This window comes from Aurantimonas sp. 22II-16-19i, from assembly GCF_002088275.1.
Classification (GTDB): Bacteria; Pseudomonadota; Alphaproteobacteria; order Rhizobiales; family Rhizobiaceae; genus Jiella.
Genome location: NZ_AQQS01000009.1, coordinates 83,361 through 100,724, shown reverse-complemented (window position 1 = coordinate 100,724; position 17,364 = coordinate 83,361). Strand labels below are relative to the sequence as shown.

Sequence of the window (17,364 nt, the reverse complement as noted above, 5' to 3'; positions counted from 1 at the left end):
ACGTCACCTCCCTGACCGTTTCGGGCGCCCTGCGGCGCCCCTTCCTCTTCAAGCCGCGCCGAAGGAGCGGGGCTCGACCTTCTGACCGGCGCCCGCGCCGGCCGGACCCGTTTCCCCCTCGCCATGGGCGTAGAGGGCATGAATGACATCGTCGAAGGCGCTCTCGATGAGCCGCCGCATGAACAGTTCGGCCGCGTCGCCGTCGCCGGAGACGATCGCCTGCATCACCCGCTCGTGCTGGCGCACCGTCTCGTCCTGGGGGTTCTGCCGCCAGGACAGGGAGAAGGAGATCGACAGGCTCCGCTCGATCAGCGAGCCGAGCGAGACGAGCAGCGGATTGCCGGTCGCCTCGAGGATGATGCGGTGGAAGTCGAGATCGGCGACGATCAGTTCGTGCGAGCCGCGCGGGTTGTCGCGCATGCCGCCGAGTGCCGCGACCAGCCGCTGGCCCTGGGCCTCGTCGATGCGCCGGGCCGCCAGCCGCGCCGCGCTCGGCTCGTTGATCAGCCGCATCTCGTAGAGGGCCTCGATGAAGGGCCGGCGGACCGGCGCCATCAGATGCCAGGCCATCACGTCGACATCGAGCATGTTCCAGGCGATGCGGGGGCGCACCTTGGTGCCGACTTTCGGCCCGACGCTGACCAGACCCTTGGCCGCGAGATGGCGGATCGCCTCACGCACGACCGTGCGCGACACCCCGTGGTTCGACTGGATCTCCTTCTCCGTCGGCAGGGCATCGCCGCTCACCAGATCGCCGGAGGTGATCATGCGGCCGAATTCGGCAGCGAGCGCAACGGTACGATTCGACCGCTCCCCGTCGATTGTCGAACGCTCGTAACCCATGGACTCAGCCGGACCTCCCATCCGCAATGGTCGTACCATTGCGCAGGATTTTTCCATTGTGCAAGTCCCTCAAAGGCAGAACCACGACGAAGGTCGTATCATTGGAGCTTCCGGCAAAACAGTCAGTCCTGAATACGAAAATGCCCCGACCATCGGCCGGGGCAGGTTTCGCGCGTTCGACATGCAGATGATCAGGGCAGATGATCAGGCAGGTGCGGGTCGACCGTCCGGCGTGTCGCTCGCCTGCGTGCCGCCCGTGCCGGAAGCGTTCGTCGATCCGGCGCCGCCATCGCCTCCATGTGCCGCCGGCATGTGATCGGGCGAGGGCACATCCCCGTCCTTCGGTCGGCGGATGCGAAAGACCACCAGATAGAGCGCCGGTATGAACAGGAGCGTGATCAGCGTGCCGGCGATGATGCCGCCCATCATGGCGTAGGCCATCGGCCCCCAGAAGATCTCGCGCGAGATCGGGATCAGGGCGAGGCTGGCGGCGGCCGCCGTCAGGACGATCGGCCGGGCCCGCATCTCGCTCGCCTCGAAAACCGCTTGCCACGGCTCCATCCCTTCGTCCCGCAGGACGTCGATCTGGTGGACGAGGATGATCGAGTTGCGGATCAGGATGCCGATCAAAGCGAGGACGCCGAGGATCGCGACGAAGCCCAGCGGCGCGCCCGATGGCAGGAGCGCCGCGACGACGCCGATGAGGCCGAGGGGCGCTGCGCAGAGCACCACGAACAGCGCCCGAAAGCTCTGCATCTGGATCATGATCAGCGTCAGCATGGTGAGGAGCATCACCGGGATGACGGCGGCGATGGGCCCCTGGCTCTCCTGGCTCGATTCCACCGCGCCGCCGATGGCGACGTCGTAGTCCGGCGGCAGGCTCGTCTCGAACTCGGCGATCTTCGGCGCGAGCTGCTGGACGATCGTCGCCGGCTGCGCCGGGCCGTTGACCGCCGCGCTAACGGTGATCGTCGGGATGCGCGAGCGCGAGTAGATGATCGGATCCTCGTAGGTGTACTGGTAGCTGACCAGGCTGGCGAGCGGGATCGCGTCGCCCTGCGAGCTGGTCAGCTGCAGGTTCTCGATCGCCTCGATCGAGTCGCGGTCCGAGCCCGACCCGCGGGCGATCACCGGCACCAGATAGATGCCGTCGCGTATGTTGGTGATGGTGGTCCCGTCCAGCACCGAATTCAGCCGCGACGAGATCTCCTGAGACGTGATCCCCAGCTGACGGGCCTTGTCCTGCAGGATCTCGACCTTGAGAACCCGGGCCGGCTCGTTCCAGTTCATCACGATCGACGTCAGCCGGTCGTCCCCCGCCATCAGGTTGGCGAGGTCGCGCGCCTTGTCGCGGACGACCTCGATGTCGGGACCGCCGAGCCGGTACTGCACCGGTCTTCCCACCGGCGGGCCGAGTTCGAGATATTTCACGTAGACGTCGATGCCGACGAGGTTCTCGCGGGCAAATCTCTGCAGCTTCGCCCGCACCCGCTCGCGGGCTTCGAGATCCTTGTTGACGATCACCACCTGGCCGAAGAACGGGTTGGACGGCTGGACGTCGTAGGACAGGATGAAACGCTGCGCCGACTGGCCGACATAGGAACTCCAGTGGTCGACGTCGGCGTCGTCCGCGAGCGTCGCCTCCAGCTTGTCCATCTGGGCGCGGGTCTCGGCGATGGTCGAGTTGTGGCGGAGCGTGAAGTCGACGACGAGTTCCGGCCGGTCGGAGGTCGGGAAGAACTGCTGCTGGACGAAGCCCATCCCGTAGATCGAGGCGGCGAACAGGCCGACCGTGATGATGATGGTGATCCAGCGAAAGCGCATCGCCCCGCGCAGCACGACCGAGAAGGCGCGTCGAACGATGCCCGGCTTGGCGTCGTGGCGGTGCATCGATTGGGGCAGGATCATCACGCCGATCAGCGGCGTGAACAGCACGGCGACGATCCAGGACAGGATCAGCGACAGGGCGATGACGACGAAGAGCGAGAAGGTGTATTCGCCGGCGTTCGAATTGTTGAAGCCGATCGGCAGGAAGCCGGCGACCGTCACCAGCGTTCCCGACAGCATCGGGAAGGCGATCGACGTCCAGGCGAAGCTCGCCGCCTTCTCGCGGCTCTCCCCCATCTCCAGCCGAGAGACCATCGTCTCGATGGCGATCATGGCGTCGTCGACCAGCAGGCCGAGGGCGATGATCAACGCGCCGAGCGAGATGCGCTGCAGCGTCAGGCCGGCATATTCCATGCCGATGAAGGTCATGGCGAGGACCAGCGGGATCGACAGCGTCACGACCAGGCCGGCGCGGAAGCCGAGGCTGATGAAGCTGACGACGAGGACGATCGCCACCGCCTCGAACAGCGCCCGGGTGAAGCCGCCGACCGACTCCTCAACCACGGCGCCCTGATCGGCGACCTGATGGACGCCGACGCCGATCGGCAGCTCGCTGACGATCTGCGACATCTCGTGCTTCAGCTCCTCGCTGAAGTCGACGATGTTGCCGCCGGTGCGCATGCCGATGGCGAGGCCGATCGCCGGCTCGCCGTTGAAGCGGAACAGCGTCGACGGCGGGTCCTGGTAGCTGCGGGTGATGGTGGCGACGTCGCTCAGCTTGAAGAAGCGGTCGTTGACCCTGAGATTGACCGCCTTCAGGCTGTCCTCGGAGGTGTACTGGCCGGACACCCGCACGATGATCCGCTCGGGACCGGACTGGATGACGCCCGAGGGCGCGATGGCGTTCTGCGCCTGCAGCGTGTTGATGATCGACTGCTGGTCGAGCCCGAGGCCGGCGACCTTGCGCAGCGAGAATTCCAGATAGATCGCCTCGTCCTGCGCACCGACCAGATCGACCTTGCCGGCATCGCCCAGTTGCAGGAGCTGGGTGCGCACGCTCTCGACATAGTCCCGGAGCTGCCGGAAGGTGATGCCGTCGGCGGTGAAGGCGTAGATGTTGCCGTAGACGTCGCCGAACTCGTCGTTGAAGGCGAAGCCCTGGAATTCCGAGGGAAAGTCGGCCCGGATGTCCGTCATCTTGTCGCGCACCTTGCGCCAGACGCCGGCCACGTCGGCGGCCTTGGTGGTGGGCAGGAGATTGACGAAGATGACGGTCTGGCCGGGGGTGGTGATCGAGCGGGTGTAGTCGAGGCTGTCGAGTTCCTGCAGCTTCTTCTCGATCCGGTCGGTGACCTGCTCGGTCATCTCCTTGACGGTCGCGCCGGGCATCGAGGCCGAGACCACCATCGTCTTGATCGTGAAGTTCGGATCCTCCTCGCGCCCCAGATTGATGTAGGAGAACAGGCCGGCGAAACAGGCGATGATCATCAGGAACCAGATCATCGAGCGATGGTGCAGCGCCCAGTCCGAGAGATTGAACGACTTCACGACTGGAATCCCTTGGAAAGCGACACTTTCTGCCCTTCTTTCAGGCTGTGGACGCCCGCCGTCACGAGGATCGCGCCCGGCTCGGCGCCCGACAGCAGGATGATCCGCCCGCCCGCATCCCGCTCCGTCTGCACCTCTTTCAGATGCACCGTCTCGGCCTCGCGATCGACGATCCAGACGAAGCTCTTGCCGTCTTCTTCCAGAATGGCGCTCGGCGGCAGGAGGAGGATCGGCTGGTCGGCCCGCTCGGCGGGGATGGCCGCCACCAGGGCGCCGAGCCGGAACGCTTCCGGAGGATTGTCCAGGAGGATCCTGACCCTGAAGGTCCGGGTCAGCGCGTCGGCCTGCGGCGCGATCTCGCGCACCTTGCCCTCTGCCGTCAGCGTGGGCGCGACCTGCAGCACCACCTCGAAGGGCGAGCCGACGGAAATGCCGCCGACCTCCGCACCGGGGATGTCGACCACGGCCTCGCGCAGATCGGTCCGGGCGAGCTTCATCACCGTCGTGCCGGTCGAGACGACCTGGCCGACATCGGCATCCCGTTCGGTGATGACGCCGTCGAAGGGCGCGGTGAGAACGGCGTAGGAGAGCGCGTCCTCGGCCTTGGCGACCTGTGCCTTGGCGCTGACGAGATCGGCTTCGGCGGCGCTGCGGCTCTCCCGCGCATCGTCGAGCTCGGACTGGGCGACGGTGCGCTCCCTGAACAGCTCGGCCGTGCGCTCGGCGCTCGCAATGGCGGTCCGCGCCTGCAGCTCGGCATTGACGAGTTGCGCCCGGGCTGACCTGAGATCGGCGTTCAGCGTCTCGGCATCGATCGCCGCGAGCGTCTGGCCCGCTTCCACCTGGCTCCCGACATCGACGCTGCGGGAGATCATGCGGCCCATGGTGCGAAACGCCAGCGAAGTCTCGAAACGCGGCTGGATCGTGCCGCTGTAGCCGAGGGCCTGCGGATCGGTCGGCGACAGAACGATGCTGCGCACCGGCCGCGGCGTGACCGGCGCCGCCTCGTCTTCCTCGGATTCGCTGCAGCCGGCAAGAAGCAGTCCGAAGCCGAGGAGCATCGGCAGAAGGATGGAAGGCCGCGTCATCGGCGTTCTCCGTTCCCGCTTCCGGGCGTCGCCGGCACCAGCTGCAGGGCCTTGTCGGGCAGGACCAGCTGCGAGCCTTCGGTGATGACGCGGTCGCCCGCCTCGATACCGCCCGCCACGAGGATTTCGCCGGTCTGGTAGGCGCTCACCTCGATCGGCGTCAGGACCGCCTTGCCGGCTTCGTCGACGACCCAGACGGCGGGCTTGCCGCCCTTCACCATCAGCGCGTTCCACGGAAGCCCGATGGCCTCCTTCGTCGATCCGGTGACCTCTCGGCCGACGACGGCCGAGCCGAGCTTCATCTTCGGCGGCGGGTTGTCGATGCCGATCTTCACCTGGACGGTGCCGGTGCTGGAATCGATCAATGGCGACACCTCGCGGATGTAGCCCGTCGCCGTCACCGAAGGATCGCTCACCAGCGAGACCTCGATCGACCTGGGCTTCTTGTCGCCGATCAGCAGCTGCTCCTGGATCTGGAACACCGCGTCCTCGGCGCCGCTGCGGGCGAAGCCGAAGGCGGCCTGGGCGGCGCTGACAACCTGCCCGACATCGACGTCGCGGCTGGTGATCACGCCTTGCGCGTCGGCCCGCAGGACCGTGTCGCTCAGATCCTTCTCGGCATTGGTGAGATCGGCCTCGGCGGTGTCCAGCGCGCTCTGCGCCGCAGACAGGGTCTTCTCGGCCGTGTCGTATTCCGTCCGGGTGGTGAAGCCGCTGGCGAGCAGCGACTTCTGGCGGTTGAACGCCGACGTCGCCTTGTCGAGCTGGGCCTGGGCCGATCCGACCGCCGCCCGGGCGGCGTCGACGCTCGCCTGCTGCTGGGTCGGGTCGATCCTCGCCAGGATCGTTCCCGGTTCGACCTGATCGGCGACGTCGACATAGACGTCGGTGACGCGGCCGCTGGTCTCGAAGGAATAGGTCGAGGAATCGCGTGCGACGATCTCGCCGGTGAGCGACACCGATCGTGAGATCTGCTTCGGCTGGGCCGTCACGAAGACCACCGGCTCGGGCGGCGCGTCCGGCGTGGTCTGATCGCTGCAACCGGATACCGCCAGGCAGATCGACACGGCCGCCATCAAGCGGCTCCTGCGAACAGCCAGCCGAGAGGATCGACAGTCTCCGTTCGGAACGTCCATATTGCTTACCGATGAAATTGCTTTATCATCGTGATATATGATGAAAGAGGAAGCGTCAATGCTCGGCCAGCCTGTGCCCCCCCGTCCCGATCCCAGCGGGGAGAAAGACTACCGTTCGTTTTCGTGGCTGTTCAAGCAGATGATCCACGAGGCGGTGACCATCGACCGCGATCTCGCCGCCGGCTTCGGCCTCGCCTTGACGGACCTGATGTGCCTGACATTCCTGTTCGAGAGCGACGAGCCGGTGACGGCCAAGATGCTCGCCGAGCACGTCAATCTGTCGACGGGCGCGACCACGGCACTGATCGACCGGCTCGAGCGCGACGGTTTCGTCGTCCGCGAGCGCAACCCCACGGATCGCAGAAGCGTGATCATCGCGCTCGTCAACGAGCGCGTCGAGCCGCTGCTCGCAAATTTCGACCGCCTGCGCCACAGGCTCAGGCGCGCCTATGACGGCCTGTCGGCGGACGAATCCGCCGCCGTCGAGCGCTTCATGCGCAGCCTGCTCTCCGACGACTGAACCGCAGGCCGGGCGCCTGCGCGGCAACGGGGCCGTATCTGGCGTTGCCATTCGGAAGGCAGCCCCCTCGCCTCCCCTAAGTGGCGTCGTCGGGGGGCCGGCCACCGGCTCAGATCGAGCCGGCTTCGACCATGTAGTTGTTGGCGGTGCACATGGCGGCGTCGTCGGAGGCGAGGAACAGCACCATCCGCGCCACATAGACCGGGTCGATCAGGTCCTTCAGGCACTGGCGGTCCCGATGCTTGGCGATCGCATCGTCGGTGACCCAGAGTTCCTTCTGGCGCTCGGTCATGATCCAGCCCGGCACGACGGTGTTGACCCGGATCCGATGCGGCCCGAGGTCCCGGGCAAAGGAGCGCGTCATGCCGTGCACGGCCGCCTTGGCGGTGGTGTAGACCGGCATGCCGCCGCCGGCCTCCCACCAGGAATTCGAACCCATGTTGACGATCGCGCCGCCGCCGGCCGCGATCATGCCGGGCGCGACCGCCTGAATGGCGAAGAACATGTGCTTCAGATTGGTGGCGATGCGCTCGTCGAAATAGTCCGGCGTGACGCTCTCGTAGCCGTGGCGGTCGTCGCGGGCGGCATTGTTGACGAGGACGGTCGCCGGCCCGTTCGCCGCGGCGAGAGCTTCGATCGCCGCCTGCGTCGCCGCGATGTCGCGCAGGTCGCAGAATTCATGGACGACGCGGGCGCCATCCCGAGTGAGCTCCTCGGCCAGCTTCCGCGATCCGGCCTCGTCGAAGTCGAGGAAGCCGACCCGCGAGCCCTGGGCGGCAAAGGCGCGAACCATCTCGGCGCCGATGCCGGAGGCGCCGCCGCTGACGACGACGCTCTTGCCCGAAAGGCTGGGATAGATGGCGAAGGCTGGCATGCGGTGGGTCTCCGTGATGGCGGGCTGAGGATCGGACCCGTCTTTGCGACGCGCCCGACCTCTGGTCAACCGGCCTCGGCCGCCGCGCGGAACGCCCCCGGATTGCGGCGCCAGACGGAAAAGTTCAGGCAGGCGGCGGCCGTCACCCACATCAGATACGGGATCATCAGGAGCCCGGCGATGGCGTCGATCGGGTAGAACAGCAGCGCATTCACCGCCACCGCGATCCACAGCGCGAGGACGTCGGCGAAGGCGACGGCCGGCCGCTTCAGGCCGAAGAAGAGAGCCGACCAGGCGGCGTTCAGCACGAGCTGGATCCCAAAGGCGAGGAACGGCAGGGCGACGAGGCCCGCCGCCTCGTAGACCCGCCAGCCGGCGATGGCGATCATCACGTAGAGTGCCGACCAGACCACCGGAAACGCCCAGTTCGGCGGCGTCCAGCTCGGCTTTTCGAGCCTCTGGTACCACGGCCCCGGCTTGAACATCGCGCCGCTCGAAGCGACCGCCAGGACGATGGCGAAAAACACCAGGAAACTCAGGATCGACGACATCGCAGCCTCGGGAAGATTTCGGTTGCCGTTGCGCAGAAGGCGGTCATCACCAACGCCGCCGGTTTCATCACCAACGCCGACGATCCCCCGAAGGTATCAGTCTCCCGGCAAAAAATCTCCCGCATCCCGCGCCGATTCTCCCGATGCCCGCCTCAGCCGAACAGCGGGCTCTGCCAGACATAGACGCCGAGGGCGAGGAGCGCGACGATCGGGATCGTCATCTGGATCGGACGCAGCGAGGCGAAGAACAGCGGCGCCTCGCCGTTCTTCGCAGCGATCGGATCGAGCACGGCCAGGCTGAGATAGCCGACGATCTCCAGCGCCGTCGCGGTCAGCGTATAGGCCCAGACGGTGGCGACGATGGCGCCGAAGCCGAGGCCGAAGACCCAGAGCATGGTGACAAGCTGGGACAGCGTCGGGCCGCCCGGCTGGCGGAAGCTGACGCCGCGCCGCGCCCCGGCCAGGAAGGTCAGGATCGCCGCGCCCCACAAGAGGGTCATGTTGACCGTCAGGAAGGACTGCGCCTCGCCGCCGATCCACAGATAGATCGCCCCGGCGGCGATCGGCAGCATCGCCCCGAAGGCCAGGAGCGCGCCGATCGGCGGCGGCTCCGCCGGTTCGGTCGCTGTGATCGTGCGGCTTTGGTGGTTGCTGGCCATGGCCGGTCCTCGTGTTCGTGCGCGTCCCGCGGGCAGGACACGGCTTCATCACCGGTTCGCCCGAACGTCGGACTTCGTTTCGCCGCCCTCGGGCAGGACGCCGTGTCGTCGCGCTAGGATATGGACGACGCTAGCGCCTCGAATAGGGGGCCATGATCGCCCGCGTCTCCCGCTCGCAGCGCTGCAGCAGCCGATACGCCTCGAACTTGGCGGCATGGAAGTCGGCGACGGCCCCGAGCGCCGGCGTCAGGACGTCGCCGGCGCGGCACATCTTGCCGGCCGCATCCCTGAGGTCGCGATAGGCGCCGCCGGCGACCGCACCGACCATGGCGCTGCCGAGGAGCACCGGCTCGCCCGTCTCGGGCAGTGCCACCGACAGGCCGGTGGCGTCGGCGAGCAGCCGGCGCAGCAGCGCCGAGCGCGCCGCCCCGCCGGAGGCGACGATCGTCCCGAGTTTCAGCCCCTTCGCCCGGTTCGCCTCGACGATCTGGCAGGTGCCGTAGCAAAGCGCCGACAGCGTCGCGACGAAGAGGCGCACGAGGCTCTCCTCGCTGGAGGCGAGCGTCAGGCCGCAGATCGCCCCTCGGGCGTGCGGATCGGCCTCGGGCGAGCGGTTGCCGAGAAACTCCGGAACCACGGTGAGATCGGCGCCGAGAAACGCCGCCTCCTCGAGCGATCCGGCCATCTCGATCGCCCGCCGTTCCAGATAGTCGAGGACGGCAAGGCCCGCCGCCTGCGCCGCCTTTCCGGCCGCCGGATAGGCGGGATGGAGCTGCACGAGATAGTCGAGCGCCGCACCATAGGCCGACTGCCCCCCTTCGAGCAGCCAGAAGCCGGGGATCATCGCGCCGTGATACGGCCCCCAGACGCCGTCGACGAAGGCCGGCTCGCGGGTCAGCGTCATGGTGCAGGAGGAGGTGCCCATGATGAAGGCGAGTTCCTCGGTCGGGTCGGCGTGCGAGCCCGTCATGGTCGCCCCGCCGACGGTGCCGACGCCGCCGGCATGGGCGTCGATCAGCGAGGCGCCGACGGGCGTCCCGGGCACGAGGCCGAGTTCGGCGGCGGCCGCTTCGGTGAGCCCCTCGCCCAGCGGCGTCGCGATGTCGACGACCTGCGTGCCGATCCGGGCAAATCCCTCCGCGGCGAGATCGTCCAGCCCGATGGCGCGAAAATAGTCGGCGTCGAACCGCCGCTCATGGGCGAGATAGGTCCATTTGCAGGTGAGCGTGCAGACCGAACGCGCCAGGCTGCCGGTGGCGCGGAAGGAAAGGAAATCGGCGAGATCGAAGAAGTGCCCGGCTTGGCGATAGGTTTGCGGCAGCCTCTCCTTCAGCCACAGGAGCTTGGGCGTTTCCATCTCGGGCGAGATCTTGCCGCCGACATAGCGCAGCACCGGATGACCGGTCGCGTTGATCCGGGCGGTCTGCTCCAGCGCCCGATGGTCCATCCAGACGATGACGTTGCGCGTGTGGTCCCCCGACGCGCTCACCGTCAGAGGCTGGCAGCCGCCGTCCAGCACCACGAGCGAACAGGTCGCGTCGAAGCCGAGGCCCCTGACGTCTTCCCGGCTCAGCCCGGCGATCGCCAAGGCCTCGCGCACACTGTCGCAGATCGCCTGCCAGATGTCGTCCGAGGATTGCTCGAAGACGTCGGGATCCTCGCGCCACAGACGGATCGGGCGCTTGGCCGAGGCGAGCAGCCGGCCATCGCGGTCGAACAGCCCCGCCCGGGCGCTGCCCGTTCCTACGTCGACGCCGAGAAACGCCTCAGCCATGCCGCCTCCCCGAATTTCATTGGGAGCGACCTAGCCGGATTTTACCGGCAAAGAAAAGGGGCCGCAGACGGGACCTGCCGGATGCGGCCCGCCGAGCGGCCCCCGCCGGGCGCGGTCAGCGCCGGGCGATGTGGAACGTCGCGATGGTCGATCTGGGCGGCGTGTAGCTGTCGCAGCGGACGCTGTATCCCCCGACATCCAGCGTCACCGCGCCCTGGACGAGGCATCGGTCCGCGAAGGATTGCGGGATGCCGAAGCCCGCGAGAACGTCGTACAGCCGGGTCCGATAGGCTTCGTGATCGCCGATGCTGTGGGCGATCTCCGCGCGGATCATCATCTCGCTGCTGCGGCCCTCGAACTGCGCCAGGACCGAGTTGAGATCCGAGCCCGCCTGCTCGCCGAGGCGGCAGGACGCGCCATCGCCGCTGCGCTCGCAGGTCGCATCCTTCGGCATGATGTCCTTCAGGAGCGACAATCTGGCTGCCCCGTCGGCGCTGGAACCCCAGCCCGAGCTGCGATCGGCCGAACCCGTTTCGGCCGAAGTCGCTGCGTCCGGATTCACGGTGTCTGGACTCACTGCGACCGAATCCGCGCGAACCGGCGCCCGATCCACGACGCTGCAGCCTTCGAGGGTTCGGCCGACCGACCCTTCGTCGTCGCGAAGATCGATCCTCGGATCGCCCCAGCGGCTGAGCGACAGCGTCGTGCCGCCCTCGATCTCTCTGAGGAGCTGCCGCTCCATGCTCCAGAAGATGACCCGCTTGTCGAACAGATATTCGCCGTCTTCGACCGGAAACGAGGAGGCCGCGCCATCGATGTCGAAGTCGAAGCGTCCCTCCTGCCGCATGGCCTCGGGCGGGACCGTGGAAAACTGCTTCGACCAGATGCCGAACCGCGACGTCTCGCCGAACTCGCAGGTGATGGCGACGCAGGTCTCCTGACGCGCGTCGCAGGAATAGGCGGCCTTCCAGCCGCCCTCCTTCGTCTCCTGCCATTCGGCGTGAGCGGGCTGGAGGGGAAGGAGCGCCAGGATCAGCCCGAAGGCCGCATGTTTCAGGAGTGGCATCGGCTTGGGGTCCCAGGTGACGGTCGCCGATGCGTAGCAGGATGCTCTTGAGCCGGGCTTGCCTTGCGTCAGGCGCGGGGCTGGACTCTCCAATCCCGGCAGGCCCTGGGCCTCTCAAGCCCTTGAGAGATCGGACCTCAGGCCGCGGCCAGGGGCGCGCCCTGTTGCGCTCTCGCCTCCTTGAACGACACCAGCCGCTTGGCGGTCTCGTCCCACAGGACGAGCTTGACGCAGCGCAGGCTGTCGCGGATCGTGATCCGGCCCACGGCGCGCAGTTCGGGATGGGCGTCCAGGACCTTGGGAAGCCGGTAGAACGGGATCGTGCTCGACAGGTGATGCACGTGGTGGATGCCGATGTTGCCGGTGAACCAGCGCAGCACCGCCGGAAGATCGTAATGCGACGAGCCGTGCAGGGCGGCGTGCTGGAACTTCCAGTCCGCGGCCTCGGACCAGTGGGTCTCCTCGAATTGGTGCTGGACGTAGAACAGCCAGACGCCGGCGGTCGCCGCCATCAGCGTGATCGGCAGCTGCACGGCGAGGAACGGCCACAGGCCCATCAACCAGATCAGCAGGGCTGCCGGGATGGCGATGGCGAGATTGGTGGCCAGCGTCGACGTCCAGGGCGACAGCCCGGCCCGCATGAGCCCGACGGGCAGCCGGTACTGGCAGATGAACAGCCACGCCGGCCCGAAGCCGAACATGATCGCCGGATGCCGGTAGAGCCGGTACTTCGCCCTGCCCCAGTCGGACAGCGCCCGATATTCGCCGACCGTCAGCGTGTCGACGTCGCCGATGCCCCGCTTGTCGAGATTGCCGGTCGTCGCATGATGGATCGCATGGGTGCGCCGCCAGTAGTCGTAGGGCGTGAAGGTCAAAACGCCGATCACTCGGCCCGTCCAGTCGTTGACGCGGCGCCCGGCGAACAGCGACCCGTGGCCGCAGTCGTGCTGCAGCATGAACAGCCGCACGAGGAAGCCGGCTGCGGGAATCGTCAGGATCAGGCCCCAGTAGTGGCCATTGACGACCGCCAGCGCGGCGAGCGCCCAGAGAGCGACGAACGGCACCGCCGTGACGACGATCTCGAACACGCTGCGCCAGTTGTCGGGCTTGCGATAAGCGGTGAGAACGCGGGTCCAGGCCTTGGCGTCGGAGTGAGAGGCAGTCCCGGGGGTTCCGGTCGAGGTCAAGAGCGGGCGTCCAATTTGGGGCGTCTGGGGCCGTCCCTCGATGCGAGGGGCAACGGTCAGCAGCGGGTGGAAGATCAATCCGAAGGATGGTCAGGCACAGAACGATCGTCGCTCGGACGAGCGCCGTTCTGCTCCTATCACAGTGAGATAAGTGCTCCAGACGCCGACGCAAGAAGTTTCGGCAAATGGATCCTCGCCGAGACCGGTCATCGCCGCCTTCGAGCTGCTCGCAATCCGACTGTAGCGACCTCTCCGGTGAGAGCGCGCGGCGATGGGCATACGCCAAGGCTCCGGGCCGCTCCGGCCGTGGCTCCCCGTCTTTTGACGAGCACCGTCCGTCGCGCCGGCGGCCGCGAAGCCGATTCTCGCAGAGATAGGCCCGCAGCGTCGCCGCGGTGCCCTTCTCCGCGCGCATAGTCAGCCATCTCGCAAAAAAGCCCGGCAAAGCGCGGCTCTTCCTTCAGCGAGCCGTCGACCGCAGTCATCGACAGCCGGGCCGAGGGATTGCTGTCGGTCACCCTGGCTCGCTCACCATCTCGCCCCAAGGTGGATCGCTCGGCGCGATCGACAGCAAGACAGCCGACGTTTCGGCGCGAAGCAACGGGCGGAGCATTGATGGCCCTGAAGCCGGCGGCCCTCTATGCCGGGCGGTGGCCCGGCATGGCGGGTCATCTCGCTGTGGATCGCCGGCACCGGAAATCCGCCCGCTCGCTCGCGCCGCCTTACGAGAAGGACGGCTGCGAAGGGCGCGGCAGGCGCGGACGCAACTGTCTGCCGATCGCCGCGACCTCGTCCTTCATGCGCAGGCGCAGGCGCTTCAGCGTCGCCAGACGGACGGAATCCGGCAGGGGACGCCGCATCTCCTCGACGATGCGCCGTTCGATCTGCGCCTTGCGGTCCGTCAGCTTGTTCATGCGCTCGCGCAACTTGAGCGCCTTGCGTTCGACGATCATCTCTTCCTCCTTCATCGTCATCGACAAAAGGCAGATGGGCATATCCGGCGATTGATGGGAGAAGGCGCCGATCTTACGTTCGATCGGATTTTCCTATCCATCGGAAAGCGACGATGTCTCGCAAGCTGCCCAGTCTGCGCCAGTTGCAGTGCCTGCTCGAAATCTCCCGTACGCTCCATTTCGGCCAGGCGGCGCAGCGCTGCGGCATGGCCCAGCCCTCGCTGAGCGCGCAGTTGCAGGCGCTGGAGGCAGGCCTCGGCATTCGCCTCGTCGAGCGCGGCCGCAGCGGCGTGGTCCTGACCGCGCCAGGCAGGAGGATCGCGGCGCATGCGGCGACGGTGATGGAGGAGATCCGCGCCATGACCCAGTTCGCCGAGATCTGCCAGGACGGCGTCGTCGGCACGATCCATCTCGGCGCCAAGCCGACACTCGGACCCTACATCCTTCCTCAGGTGGTCGCGCATCTGCACCGCGACCATGCCTCGCTCCGGCTCTACATCCGCGATGCGATGCCGCTCGAACTCGAGCGGGAACTGCGGGAAGGAAAGCACGACGTCATCCTCGCCCAGCTCCCGGTCTCGGGCGACGATCTCGTCGTCAGGCGCTTGTTTCGCGAGAGGCTCTATGTGGCCGTAGCCGCCGACGATCCCTTCGCCGGACGCGCCAGCATCGATCCCGAGGAGTTGCGCGGACGCCCGGTTCTGGGCATGCGCAGCGGCTTCCACCTGCATGACAAGATCCGCGCGCTCTGCGATGAGCACGGGGCACGGTTCCTGAGCGAATATGAGGGCACGAGTCTGGACGCCCTGCGTCAGATGGTCGGGATGGGAATGGGGCTGACGTTCCTGCCCGCCCTCTACGTCCAGTCGGAGGTGACCGGCCGCTCCGACGTTGTGGTCGTCCCGCTTGCCGGACGTCCCATCACGCGATCCATCGGCCTCGTGTGGCGCGAGCGATCCGGGCAGGTCCAGGTCTTCGAGAAGTTCGCGGCGGTGATGCGCGAGATAGCTGGAAAGGGCTGTCCCGGCATCACGCTGGAATGACGATGCTCCATTGAACGGGTCGGACAGGGTCATTCGCCCGCGCGGCGCCGGAGCGTCCTGAGGCGCGGGATCACCAACGATCCTTTGAACCCCGCATGACGGCCCCGCCGGTGCATCACGTGCCCGGCGGCAGCCGCCCTCCGGAGAACCGCCTGCGGTCAGTTCGTCTTGACGGGTCGCCAGACTCCCGCCTGAATCGCAAGCTCGTCCCCATTCACGGCGACGAAGTCATGACCGCGGAAGCGGACGGCGCAGCCATTCGGGCAGGCCTCTTGCGCCGTCGCGCCGGGCTCCACCTCGTGACGGTTCTCTTCCGTCCCGTGATCGAAGGTCACGGACCAGGCAGAGTCGGTCTCGTTGGTCACCTTCACCATCGCGCTGGCCGGCCCCGCGACCAGAAGAAGGCCGCTCGCAAGCAGGGTCGAAGCTGTCAGTCTCGGCATCGCACTCTCCCATCATCGTCTCTCACCGGCGGCAGGCAGCCGCCATGACGAAGACTTGGAGAGCAGGCGCGATCGGATCTAATAGAAGAGACAGGAAATTCCGATAGTTTTATCCTATCCGGCTCACGCTGGACCGGGTGTGCCCTCCCTTTCCGGGAAGCCCGTCAATGGGAAGACCGCCGGCGGTCAGCCGTCGCCGAGATAGACCCGCAGCGTTTCCGCCGTGCCCTTCTCGGCTAGCATCGCCAGCCAATCGGCGAAGGGCCTCGCGAATCGCGGCTCGTCCTTCAGCGTGCCGTAGACGTCGGTCATCGCCAGCCAGGCCATCGGGTCGTTCTCGGCCGCCCTGGCCCGCTCGGTCAGGCGGTCCCAGTTCGGATCGTTCGGCTCGATCACCGCGCCTGAGTCCGTCACGCCGCGGCAATAGCGGCACCAGAGCGCGCTTTCGAGCGCGAGGCCGATCGGATCGCGACCCGCCTTCAGATTGTCGAGGATCGACAGGACGATGAATTTCGGCTGGCGGTTCGACCCGTCGAGGCAGAGCCGGCGCACGGTGTCGCCGATCTTCGGATTGGCGAAGCGCCGCTTGATCAGGGCATAGTAGTCGGCAAGCTCGGTGTCCGGCACCGGGGGCACGATCGGCAGCACCTCCTCGGCCTCGACCTTGTCGAGGAAGCGCGCGACGAGATCGGTCTCCATCGCCTCATGGACGAAATGCACGTCCATCAGTCCGGCCGGATAGGCGATGATCGCATGGCCGCCATTGAGGATGCGGATCTTCATGGTCTCGTAAGGGGCGACGTCCGGCACGAACTGGACGCCGACCTTTTCCAGCGCCGGGCGCCCGGCGGGAAAATCGTCCTCCAGCACCCACTGCTTGAATTCCTCGCAATAGACCGGCCAGGCGTCGTCGATGCCGAAGGTGTCCCGGCAATGGTCGATCTCGCGCTGGCTGGTCGCCGGCGTGATGCGGTCGACCATGCCGTTCGGAAACGACACGGCCGTGTCGATCCAGTCGGCGAAGGCGGGATCGGACAGCCGCATGGTGCCGACGACGGCCGCCCGGCAGACCTTGCCATTGTGCGGGATGTTGTCGCAGGACATCACGGTGAAGGGCTGGACGCCCCGCTCGCGGCGCAGCTTCAGCCCGGCGCCGATCAGCCCGAAGACGGTCTTCGGCGCGTCGGGGTTGGCGCCGTCGGCGGCGATCGCCGGATGGCTCGGCTCGAAGACGCCGTCGGAATCGATGAAATAGCCGCCCTCGGTGACGGTGAGCGAGACGATCCGGATCGCCGGATCGGCGAGCGTTTCGATGATCGCCGCGGTATCGCCCACCGGCAGCATGTCCACCATCGGCCCGGTGACACGGGCGCTGGTGCGGGCGTTGTCCTGCTCGACGACGGTGGTGAGATAGTCCTGGCCGGCGAGCTTGTCGCGCATCGCGGCGTCCGAGGGCATCACGCCGGCGCCGACGATGGCGAAGTCGTGCCCCTCGCCCGTCTCGAAGAGCGCGTCGAGATAGACCGCCTGATGGGCGCGGTGGAAGTTGCCGACGCCGAAATGCAGGATGCCGGGGGAAAGCTTCGCGCGATCGTAGCCGGGCACGGCCGCCGTGCCGGCGATGTCTTCGAGGGTGGCGGCGGAAAGCCTAACGCTCATGGCAGGTCTCCTGATGGATGTCGGTTGTCCAGCGGCCGCTCCTTGCGCCGCGGGTGGTATTGTCTGGACGGCGACGGCGCATCCGCCGGCTGGCGGCATGACGCGCGCTGCGTCCTGTCCGGGAGCGTGACGCGGCCGGCTCCGATCGCCGTCCCGCTCCGTGGCTCCGTCTCTGCGTCATCTCTCGCGGTCG

Annotated in this window: 15 protein-coding genes; 2 read left to right on the top strand and 13 right to left on the bottom strand. The window is 67.2% G+C overall.

Going from position 1 to position 17,364, the window contains the following annotated elements; all coding sequences use genetic code 11:
• Positions 1–48: 48 nt before the first annotated feature.
• The 4 genes from ATO4_RS09710 to ATO4_RS09695 all read right to left on the bottom strand — a co-directional run bounded on the left by ATO4_RS09710 (position 49) and on the right by ATO4_RS09695 (position 6,382).
• The gene (locus ATO4_RS09710) at positions 49–843 is read right to left on the bottom strand and encodes a FadR/GntR family transcriptional regulator (protein ID WP_280940491.1); all 795 of its coding nucleotides are present in this window, start codon (positions 841–843) and stop codon (positions 49–51) included.
• 204 nt (positions 844–1,047) lie between these two features.
• Entirely contained in the window at positions 1,048–4,218 is a 3,171-nt protein-coding gene (locus ATO4_RS09705; RefSeq protein ID WP_083591322.1) for an efflux RND transporter permease subunit, read from the bottom strand.
• Positions 4,215–5,306 carry an efflux RND transporter periplasmic adaptor subunit gene (locus ATO4_RS09700; protein ID WP_083591321.1) on the bottom strand — a complete coding sequence of 364 codons (1,092 nt, stop codon included), beginning with the start codon at positions 5,304–5,306 and terminating at the stop codon, positions 4,215–4,217. Before ATO4_RS09700 ends, ATO4_RS09705 begins: the two co-directional genes overlap by 4 nt.
• Positions 5,303–6,382 carry an efflux RND transporter periplasmic adaptor subunit gene (locus ATO4_RS09695; protein WP_176222928.1) on the bottom strand — a complete coding sequence of 360 codons (1,080 nt, stop codon included), beginning with the start codon at positions 6,380–6,382 and terminating at the stop codon, positions 5,303–5,305. Before ATO4_RS09695 ends, ATO4_RS09700 begins: the two co-directional genes overlap by 4 nt.
• 118 nt (positions 6,383–6,500) lie before the next feature.
• Between ATO4_RS09695 and ATO4_RS09690 the strand changes: the two genes are divergently transcribed.
• Entirely contained in the window at positions 6,501–6,962 is a 462-nt protein-coding gene (locus ATO4_RS09690; RefSeq protein ID WP_176222927.1) for a MarR family transcriptional regulator, read from the top strand.
• Positions 6,963–7,071: 109 nt separating this feature from the next.
• Here ATO4_RS09690 and ATO4_RS09685 read toward each other — a convergent pair whose 3' ends face one another.
• The 7 genes from ATO4_RS09685 to ATO4_RS09655 form a co-directional block, all read right to left on the bottom strand.
• A complete protein-coding gene (locus ATO4_RS09685; protein ID WP_083591318.1) occupies positions 7,072–7,836 on the bottom strand; it encodes an SDR family oxidoreductase in 765 nt (254 codons plus the stop codon).
• Positions 7,837–7,901: 65 nt separating this feature from the next.
• Positions 7,902–8,387, bottom strand: coding sequence for a TspO/MBR family protein (locus tag ATO4_RS09680; protein WP_083591317.1), 486 nt, complete (start codon positions 8,385–8,387; stop codon positions 7,902–7,904).
• A 152-nt stretch (positions 8,388–8,539) separates the two neighbouring features.
• Positions 8,540–9,046 carry a DUF3429 domain-containing protein gene (locus tag ATO4_RS09675; RefSeq protein ID WP_083591316.1) on the bottom strand — a complete coding sequence of 169 codons (507 nt, stop codon included), beginning with the start codon at positions 9,044–9,046 and terminating at the stop codon, positions 8,540–8,542.
• A 130-nt stretch (positions 9,047–9,176) separates the two neighbouring features.
• Positions 9,177–10,820, bottom strand: a complete 1,644-nt coding sequence (locus ATO4_RS09670; protein ID WP_083591315.1) for an FGGY-family carbohydrate kinase — start codon at positions 10,818–10,820, stop codon at positions 9,177–9,179.
• Between the two features lie 115 nt (positions 10,821–10,935).
• On the bottom strand, positions 10,936–11,886 hold the full coding sequence (locus ATO4_RS09665; RefSeq protein ID WP_083591314.1) for a hypothetical protein: 951 nt from the start codon (positions 11,884–11,886) through the stop codon (positions 10,936–10,938).
• Positions 11,887–12,023: 137 nt separating this feature from the next.
• Positions 12,024–13,073, bottom strand: coding sequence for a fatty acid desaturase (locus tag ATO4_RS09660; RefSeq protein WP_083591313.1), 1,050 nt, complete (start codon positions 13,071–13,073; stop codon positions 12,024–12,026).
• Positions 13,074–13,795: 722 nt separating this feature from the next.
• The gene (locus tag ATO4_RS09655; protein WP_176222926.1) at positions 13,796–14,026 is read right to left on the bottom strand and encodes a YdcH family protein; all 231 of its coding nucleotides are present in this window, start codon (positions 14,024–14,026) and stop codon (positions 13,796–13,798) included.
• A 113-nt stretch (positions 14,027–14,139) separates the two neighbouring features.
• Here ATO4_RS09655 and ATO4_RS09650 point away from each other — a divergent pair, with 113 nt between their 5' ends.
• Positions 14,140–15,069: a hydrogen peroxide-inducible genes activator gene (locus tag ATO4_RS09650; protein ID WP_083591311.1), complete on the top strand. Its 930-nt coding sequence runs from the start codon at positions 14,140–14,142 to the stop codon at positions 15,067–15,069.
• Positions 15,070–15,227: 158 nt separating this feature from the next.
• Here the strand turns inward: ATO4_RS09650 and ATO4_RS09645 are convergent, their stop codons facing one another.
• Together ATO4_RS09645 and ATO4_RS09640 are read right to left on the bottom strand one after the other, a co-directional pair.
• Positions 15,228–15,512, bottom strand: coding sequence for a hypothetical protein (locus tag ATO4_RS09645; protein WP_083591310.1), 285 nt, complete (start codon positions 15,510–15,512; stop codon positions 15,228–15,230).
• A gap of 186 nt (positions 15,513–15,698) precedes the next feature.
• Entirely contained in the window at positions 15,699–17,171 is a 1,473-nt protein-coding gene (locus ATO4_RS09640) for a mannitol dehydrogenase family protein (protein ID WP_083591309.1), read from the bottom strand.
• Between the last annotated feature and the right edge of the window lie 193 nt (positions 17,172–17,364).